This window comes from Kitasatospora sp. NPDC059088 (assembly GCF_042738155.1).
Classification (GTDB): domain Bacteria; phylum Actinomycetota; class Actinomycetes; order Streptomycetales; family Streptomycetaceae; genus Kitasatospora.
This window is the reverse complement of the sequence record NZ_JBHYGR010000131.1, coordinates 22,231-27,117: the sequence shown is the minus strand read 5'-3', so window position 1 is coordinate 27,117 and position 4,887 is coordinate 22,231. Positions and strand designations below refer to the sequence as shown.

4 protein-coding genes are annotated in these 4,887 nt (G+C 74.7%); 1 reads left to right on the top strand and 3 read right to left on the bottom strand.

Annotated elements, in window-relative coordinates:
• Positions 1-32: 32 nt before the first annotated feature.
• Complete coding sequence (locus tag ACFWXO_RS37275) at positions 33-1,733, bottom strand: tannase/feruloyl esterase family alpha/beta hydrolase (protein ID WP_380529777.1); 1,701 nt, start codon at positions 1,731-1,733, stop codon at positions 33-35.
• Positions 1,734-1,945: 212 nt separating this feature from the next.
• On the opposite strand from ACFWXO_RS37275, the gene ACFWXO_RS37270 reads away from it, so the two are divergent.
• A complete protein-coding gene (locus ACFWXO_RS37270; protein ID WP_380529775.1) occupies positions 1,946-2,785 on the top strand; it encodes an alpha/beta fold hydrolase in 840 nt (279 codons plus the stop codon).
• 111 nt (positions 2,786-2,896) lie between these two features.
• Here ACFWXO_RS37270 and ACFWXO_RS37265 read toward each other — a convergent pair whose 3' ends face one another.
• Together ACFWXO_RS37265 and ACFWXO_RS37260 are read right to left on the bottom strand one after the other, a co-directional pair.
• Positions 2,897-4,258, bottom strand: a complete 1,362-nt coding sequence (locus ACFWXO_RS37265; RefSeq protein ID WP_380529773.1) for an epoxide hydrolase family protein — start codon at positions 4,256-4,258, stop codon at positions 2,897-2,899.
• A 68-nt stretch (positions 4,259-4,326) separates the two neighbouring features.
• On the bottom strand, positions 4,327-4,887 hold a 561-nt coding region (locus ACFWXO_RS37260), incomplete at its 5' end, for an alpha/beta hydrolase (RefSeq protein ID WP_380529771.1).

Here is a 4,887-nt window from a genome sequence, read left to right as displayed (position 1 = left end):
GCTGCTCCCGGGCCACCGGCCGGATCCGGGGGTCAGTGCCGCGGCGGCTGGACGCAGCGGAAGCTGCTCGCGGCGCCCGGGTCCCCGTGGCCGGTGTAGCGGGACACCATCGGGTAGCGGCACAGGTCGCGGGCGACGGTGGTGCCGGTGCCGGTGGTCAGGGTGGCGTGCAGCACCGACGGCGCGCTGCCCTGCTCCACCCAGGCGGTCAGCGCCGCCAGGTCGTCGACCTTGCCGCCGTCCAGGCCGCAGTGCTCGACGCCGGGGGCCAGGAACAGCCGGTAGAAGTCGTCGACCTTCTTCGCACCGCCCATCCGCTCCTCCACCCGTTTGCGGTAGTCGACCGTGCCGGCGGTGGGGATCAGCTGGTCGGCGTCGCCGTGCCAGCTGAGCAGCTTGCCGCCGGCGTCGCGGAACGCGGAGAGGTCCGCGTCGCGGGTGCCGATGACCTGGTCGTACTCGGCGCGGGCCGCCCGGAAGATCCGGTCGAACTGCGCCCGGCTGAGGTGGGCGGTGTCGAACCCGGGCTGCTTCTGCACGAAGGTGGCGACCCACGCCGCCGGGACGACGAACGGCACGCCGGTGGTGACGCCGTTCGCATCGGTCCTGCTGGCCGCCAGGTAGCGGAAGTCGGCGCCGATCGGCAGGCCGTACCAGAGCCGCTTGCCGTTGACGTCGCGCGGGCCGTCCCAGATCCGGCGGACCACCTCGGCGTCCGCCGCCGTGACGGTGACCTGCTTGCCGTCGCACTCGACCCGGGTGCCGACCAGGCGGCGCGGGTCGAAGTCGCACCGCTGCGGGTCGCTGATCAGGCCGTCGGCGACGCCGTCGAGCGTGTCGCAGGCCTTGAGGGCGGCCCGGTTGAAGGCGTCGAACTCGCACCCGGTCGGGTAGGTGCGGGTCTCGTTCATCACCACCTGGGGCCACAGGGTGGCCACCTCGAACTGGTTCCAGTTGACGCCCGGCGCGGCGGCCTTGATGCCGTCGAAGTCCGTCGGGTAGCGCTGGGCCTCCAGGTAGCCCTGGCGGCCGCCGGTGGAGCAGCCGTTCCAGTAGGAGTAGGACGCCGCCCGCCCGTAGGCCGCGGCCACCACCTCCTTGCCGACCAGCGCCATCTCGTGCGCCGAGCGGGAGGCGAAGTTGTCCAGCAGCGCGGTGTCGACCCGCCCGGCGGCGTCCAGCGCCCAGCTGGTGTCCAGGGCCCCGCCGACACCCGCGTCGGTCGTGGCGGCGGCGTAGCCCTGCTTGACGGCCGCGGCGAGCCCGGCCCCGTTGTCCCCGGCGGCGTAGGCGCTGCCGCCCACCGCCTGGAAGCGGCCGCTCCAACCCGCCTGCGGCAGCCAGACGTTGACCTTGGCGTGGTCGTTCGCGCCGGGGTGGGTCAGGGTGACCGTCACCTCGCAGTGCGCCGGGACGTCGGGCACCGGGAAGCCGCCGAGCGGCGGTTCCCCGGGCACCTGGAAGGTCCCCGCCGGCACCGCGACCGCGGTGACGGACTCCACGGCGGTGCCCGCCGGGGCCGGGATCCCGGCCGGGGCGCAGCTGAACGCCGACGAGCCGGCGGTGGCGCTCGTGGCCGTGGCACTCGTGGCGGTGGCACTCGCGCCGGTGCTCACGGTGGTGGCGCTGACGGCGGCGGCGAGCTCCGGTGACGCGCTCACCGGAGTGGACACCGCAGCGGCGGCGACCAGGGGGACGGCCGCCGCGACGACGGCCAGGAACCGTCTCTTCATGATCTCTCCTCGGTATCGGGCTTGGCCCCCTCACTCTGGCCGCGCCGACGGTGACGGCACATCAGTCACCTGACGCTCCGCCGACACCGCCCGGGGCGCGCCCGAGCGGCCGGAAGGATGGAGTCACATGACCGATGCGCCGGGCCCGGACGGCGGACCACAGTGGGGCCCGCTGGATCCACTCACCGTTCGAAACCCCTTGGAGCACTTGCATGTTCAGCCTTGAGAACGGCCGCCTGCGTCGCCTCGCCACCGGTGCCGCCGCCGGGGTCGGCGCGATCGCCTTCGCCGTCGCCGGCACCGCGAGCGCCGCGACCGAGGACGCGGCCGCCGACCGGGGCCCGAAGCCGACCGTCGTCCTGGAGCACGGCGCGTTCGCCGACGGCTCCAGCTGGGACGGCGTCGTCGCCCGGCTGCGCCACGACGGCTACCCGGTGGTGGCCGCCGCCAACCCGCTGCGCGGCCCGGCCTCCGACGCGGCCGCGCTGCGCAGCGTGATCGACCACGTCAAGGGCCCCGTCGTCCTGGTCGGCCACTCCTACGGCGGCTCGGTGATCAGCGCAGCCGCCGTCGGCCGGCCGCAGGTCAAGGCGCTGGTCTACGTCGCGGCGTTCCTGCCCGCGCCGGGCGAGTCCGCGCTCCAGCTGACCGACGCGTTCCCGGGCTCGACCCTGTCCGGCGCGCTGGACCCGGTACCGGTCACCAACGCCGACGGCAGCACCGGCACCGACCTGTACATCCGGCAGGACCGGTTCCGGGCCCAGTTCGCCGCCGACGTCCCCGCCGACCGGGCCGCGCTGGCGGCCGCCGCCCAGCGGCCGATCGCCCAGGCGGCGCTGACCGAGCAGGCCACCTCCGCCGCCTGGCAGACCGTCCCCAGCTGGGACGTCATCACCACCGAGGACCGCAACATCCCGGCCGACGCCCAGCGGTTCATGGCCGGGCGGGCCCACGCCCACACCACCGAGGTGGCCGCGTCGCACTCCGTCGCGGTGTCCCACCCCGGCGTGGTGGCGGGCGTCGTCGAGCAGGCCGCCCGCGCCACCCGCTGACCGGCGGCCCTGAGCAGGGAGGGCGGCGCCCCCGATCCGCCCTCCCGATCCGCCCGCCTTCCCGCCGTCGGCCCCGGGTCGGCCCCGGAGCGCTGCTCCGGGGCCGATGCGTCAGCGCAGCGCGCGGAAGGCGGTGCGGAGTTCCTCGGCCAGCAGCTGCGGCTGCTCCCAGGCGGCGAAGTGGCCGCCGCGGTCGACCTCGTTCCAGTGGATGATGTTGCCGAAGGTCCGCTCGCCCCAACTGCGCGGCGCCGGGTAGATCTCGGCGGGGAAGACCGTCACCGCGACCGGCAGCTTCGGGATCGGCACCGCGTTGAACGGTCCGCCGCCGGCCCGGGTGCCCTCCCAGTACAGCCGGGACGAGGAGGCACCGGTGCCGGTCAGCCAGTACAGCGAGATCGCGTCCAGCATCTCGTCGTACGTGAGGACCTTCTCGGGCTCGCCGTCGGAGTCCGTCCACTCCGCGAACTTGTCGTAGTAGTAGGCCGCCATGCCGACCGGGGAGTCGGTGAGGGAGTAACCGATCGTCTGCGGGCTGCGGTTCATCATCGCCGCGTAGCCGAAGCCGTCGCGGTAGAAGTGCAGCAGCCGGTCGTACGCCCGCACCTCCTCGGCCGACAGGTTCGCCGGGGCCGGGTCGAAGTTGCGCAGCCGGCGCAGCAGGTCCTCCGGCACGGTCCCCGGCATGTTGACGTGGATGCCGAGCAGCCCCTTCGGCTGCTGGACGGCGAGCACCTCGGAGAGGATCGCGCCGTGGTCGCCGCCCTGCGAGACGTACTCCGGGTAGCCGAGGCGCAGCATCAGCGCGTGGAAGGCCCGCGCGATCCGGGCGAAGTTCCAGCCGGCCTTGCCGGGGTTCCCGGAGAAGCCGTAGCCGGGCAGGGTCGGCAGCACCAGGTGGAACGCGTCCTCGGCGCGGCCGCCGTGGGCGGTGGGGTCGGTCAGCGGGCCGATGACCTTGAGCAGTTCGACGATCGAGCCGGGCCAGCCGTGGGTCATCAGCATCGGCATCGCGCCGGGGTGCGGGGAGCGGATGTGGGCGAACTGGACGTCCAGTCCGTCGAGTTCGGTGACGAACTGCGGCAGCCCGTTGAGGCGCCGTTCCACGGTCCGCCAGTCGTACCGGGTGCCCCAGTGCTCCACCAGCGGGCGCAGCTTCGCCAGCTGGGCGCCCTGGCTGCGGTCGTCGACGGTCTCGCGGTCGGGCCACCTGGTCGCCCGGACGCGGCGGCGGAGTTCGTCGAGCTCGCTCTGCGGGACCTTGATGCGGAAGGGGCGGATGCCCGGCACGGGCCGCGGAGCCGGGGCGGGTGCCGGGGCCGACGTCGGGGCCAGGGCCGCGTTCGGGGTCTGCGCCTGGGCCTGGGCGGACACGCCGACCTGCCCGGCGACGACACCGGCCGCGGCGAGGCCGAGGAAGCGGCGTCGGCCGGTGGAGGGGCGGTTGGTGCTGGTGTTTCCGGATGCTGCCATCGAGGACTCCTCAGGTTCGGAAGGGGACGGGAGGTGCGGTGCGGACGCCGGGGCACCGGCGCGGCCGTTCAGTGCGCGGCGTCCAGGTGGGCGGTGAAGAAGCCGGCCAGCTTGTCGACGGCCCGGTCGATGTACTCCTGCCGGTCGTAGAGGTCGACGTGGCTCGCGCCCGCGATCCGGTGCAACTCGGTTGGTCCGGTGGCGCGTTGGTGGGCCTCGACGGCCATCCAGGCGGTGACGGCACGCTCGCCGACGATCTGCAGGATCGGGCGCGGGCCGATCAGCGGGACGGCGAAGAAGGGGTCGTAGCCGGCCAGACGGTCGACGCTCTCCCAGGCCAGGGACTTCGCGGACCGCTCGTGCGCGCCGCGTGAGGTGCAGTAGTACGCGAAGCCCTCGGCGCCGTGCTCGCCGCCGAGCTCGCGCGCCTGCTCGGCCGTCTCCGGGAACACCGTCAGCCCGCCGGGGTCCTGCCCCCGGGCGGCGGCGGTGCGGGCCCGGGCGGCCGCGTCCAGCAGGGCCCGGAAGACGGCCGGGTCCTGGCCGCCGTCGGCGCCGAGCCGGAACTGGCGGGACAGGTCGGCGGTGCACACGGCGGCCACCGCCCGGACCCGGCTGTCGCCGCCGGT